The sequence below is a fragment of the Dietzia sp. DQ11-44 genome (assembly GCF_014145205.1).
GTDB classification, from domain to species: domain Bacteria; phylum Actinomycetota; class Actinomycetes; order Mycobacteriales; family Mycobacteriaceae; genus Dietzia; species Dietzia natronolimnaea.
This window is the reverse complement of record NZ_JAALEC010000582.1, coordinates 1-2,966: the sequence shown is the minus strand read 5'-3', so window position 1 is coordinate 2,966 and position 2,966 is coordinate 1. Positions and strand designations below refer to the sequence as shown.

3 protein-coding genes are annotated in these 2,966 nt (G+C 68.7%); 1 reads left to right on the top strand and 2 read right to left on the bottom strand.

The window, feature by feature from the left end:
- Together G6018_RS13770 and G6018_RS13765 are read right to left on the bottom strand one after the other, a co-directional pair.
- Positions 1-243, bottom strand: a 243-nt coding sequence (locus tag G6018_RS13770; protein WP_347237870.1) for a DUF6542 domain-containing protein, incomplete at its 3' end; no start/stop codon positions are given.
- 11 nt (positions 244-254) lie between these two features.
- On the bottom strand, positions 255-1,769 hold the full coding sequence (locus G6018_RS13765; RefSeq protein WP_179525647.1) for an AI-2E family transporter: 1,515 nt from the start codon (positions 1,767-1,769) through the stop codon (positions 255-257).
- Positions 1,770-1,868: 99 nt separating this feature from the next.
- Here G6018_RS13765 and ychF point away from each other — a divergent pair, with 99 nt between their 5' ends.
- Positions 1,869-2,948 (top strand): redox-regulated ATPase YchF, encoded by a 1,080-nt coding sequence (gene ychF, locus G6018_RS13760; protein ID WP_182639911.1) that lies wholly within the window; start codon positions 1,869-1,871, stop codon positions 2,946-2,948.
- Positions 2,949-2,966: the final 18 nt, after the last annotated feature.

Below are 2,966 nucleotides of genomic sequence, written 5' to 3'. Positions count from 1 at the left end.
CGGCGGTTGGATGCCGGCGACGAACAGCGCCCGGCGGGACACCGCCAGCACCGCGATCAGGCACCCGAGGAAGTAGCCCACGGTGAAGCCGGTGCCGAGGCCCCCGGAGAGCGAGTCGATCGCCACCCCGGTGAGGGTGACGGCCACCGCGAGCAGGACTGCCGACCAGGCCGGCAGGCCCCGAACGGTCGAGACGACGGACCTCTCGTCCGCCGGGACCCGTCCGCTCCTCCGTGTGCTCACAGGATGAGACTCTAACTCTCGAGTCGGCGAGCGAGGAATCTGCCGAAGCGCCGCAGCGCGTTGGGCTTGCTCTCCGAAGGCGAGGGTCGGTTACCGTACACGGCCTTCGGGTCGACTGGCCCCGTGGGAGGATTCGCCTGGTCGGCGGACGGATCGTCGGCATCCGGATCCGGCGGGACCACCTCGTCGTCGTCGAGTTCGAGGGTTCCCACGACCGAATCGCCCGGCCCGGTCGCACCGACGGACCCGCTGTCCGGGGCCCCGTGGACCGGTCCCGGTCGGGTGTCCTTGATCCCAGCCATGATGGCGCTGCTGCTCTTGCGCAGCGGCGCGAACCGCGAACTCGACATCTCGCCGAGCCAGGCCGTCAGACGACCCTCGTCGGTGGCGGACGCGAGGTCCGACGCGGTGACGTCCCCGGTCCGGAGATCGATCTGCTCGCCCAGGTAGCGGAGCATCACGGCGACCACCGCCAGGATCGGCACCGCGAGGAACGCCCCGACGATGCCGAACAGGGTTCCGCCCGCGGCCACCCCGAGCAGGATCACCACCGGATGCAGGTTCATCGCCTTCGACTGCAGGATCGGCTGGAGGATGTTGCTCTCGAGTTGCTGCACCGCGATGATCACGACCAACACGATGATCGCGGTGGTCAGGCCGTTGGCCACCAGAGCGATGAGCACCGCCAGCGCACCGGCGGTGAACGCACCGACGATGGGGATGAACCCGGCCAGGAAGGTGATGACCGCGAGCGCCCACGCCAGCGGCACACCCAGGAGGACCAGCGCGAGGCCGATGAAGAAGGCGTCGACGAACGAGACGATCGCCTGGGCCCGGATGTAGCCGCCGAGGGTGTTCCAGCTGCGGGTGAGGACCTCGGTGAGGTGGCGGCCGGCATTGCGGCCGGCGATCCGGCGCACGAACGGCAGGAACCGCGGGCCGTCCTTGATGAAGAAGAACGTGAGGACCAGGACCAGGACGAAGGTGATGAGGAGCGACCCCACCGCGGTCACGCCGGTGAACACGCCGTTGGCGATCTGGTCTCCGCGGTCCTGCAGAGTCGAGCTGAGCTGGCCCAGCACGCTGTCGAGCTGCTCGTCCCGGATGTTCAGTGGCGGACCCCGGAGCCAGTCCTGGACCTCGACGATCGCCTCCGAGGCCTGATCCGCCAGCTGGACACTCTGGTCGATGATCGACGGGGCGATCAGGGCGAGAACGCCCGCGACAGCTCCGAGGGACCCGAGGAGCGAGATGAGTGCGGCGAGGGCCTTGGGGACTCCGTGGCGGGTCATCCATCCCGTGGGGGGCCAGAGGACCGTCGCCACGATGAGCGCGAGCAGGATCGGCAGGATGCCCACCCACAGCGCGCCACCGATCTGGCTCAGCAGCCACCCCGCGATGAGCAGGATGGCCAGGCGCAGCGCCCAGTCGGTGACCCATCGTCCGCCGAGACCGATGAGGACGGACCGGTCGACGTGCTCCTCGTCTGTCCCGACTGGAGGAGGCGGTTTCGGCTCGTCACTCATGTCACACATGATGTCAGAGGTCACGCGGGCGCGCTCCCTGTGACCGGCCGGGGTGGCGGGCAGGGGGCACGGTCGGGGCGGGACGTAGACTCGGGCCTCGTGAGCCTCACCCTCGGAATCGTCGGACTGCCCAACGTCGGTAAGTCGACCCTGTTCAACGCCCTGACGAACAACGACGCGCTAGCCGCGAACTATCCGTTCGCCACGATCGAGCCCAACATCGGGGTCGTGGACCTGCCGGATCCCCGCCTGGCCCGCCTGGCCGAGATCTTCGGCTCCGAGCGGATCCTGCCGGCGGTCGTGTCGTTCGTGGACATCGCCGGCATCGTCAAGGGCGCCAGCACCGGTGAGGGCATGGGTAACAAGTTCCTCGCCAACATCCGCGAGGCCGAGGCCATCTGCCAGGTGGTGCGGGTGTTCGACGACCCGGATGTGATCCACGTGGACGGCCGGGTCGATCCGATGGCCGACATCGAGGTGATCGCCACCGAGCTGATCCTGGCGGACATGGAGACCCTCGAGAAGGCCGTTCCGCGCCTGGAGAAGGAGTCCCGCAAGGACAAGTCCCTGCTTCCGCAGCTCGAGGAGATCCGCAAGGCGCAGGCCGTGCTCGAGGACGGCCGGACCCTGTTCAAGGCGCAGGACGAGGTGGACCGCGCCCTGCTGCGTGACCTGCACCTGATGACCGCCAAGCCGTTCCTCTACGTCTTCAACGCCGACGAGGCCGTGCTGACGGACGCCGAGCGTCAGGCCGAGCTGCGCGCCGCCGTGGCCCCCGCCGACTGCGTGTTCCTCGACGCCAAGGTCGAGTCCGAGCTCCGCGAGCTCGACGAGTCCGACGCCATGGAGTTGCTCGAGTCGATCGGTCAGGACGAGCCGGGCCTGAACGCGCTGGCCCGAGCCGGTTTCCACACCCTGGGCCTGCAGACCTACCTCACCGCCGGGCCCAAGGAGTCGCGTGCCTGGACGATCCGCAAGGGGGACACCGCCCCCAAGGCCGCCGGCGTGATCCACACCGACTTCGAGAAGGGCTTCATCAAAGCCGAGATCGTCTCCTTTGACGACCTCGACGCCGCCGGTTCGATGGCCGCCGCCAAGGCCGCCGGCAAGGTGCGCATGGAGGGCAAGGACTATGTGATGGCCGACGGCGACGTGGTGGAGTTCCGCTTCAACGTGTGATCCTCGGCGCTTCAGCGA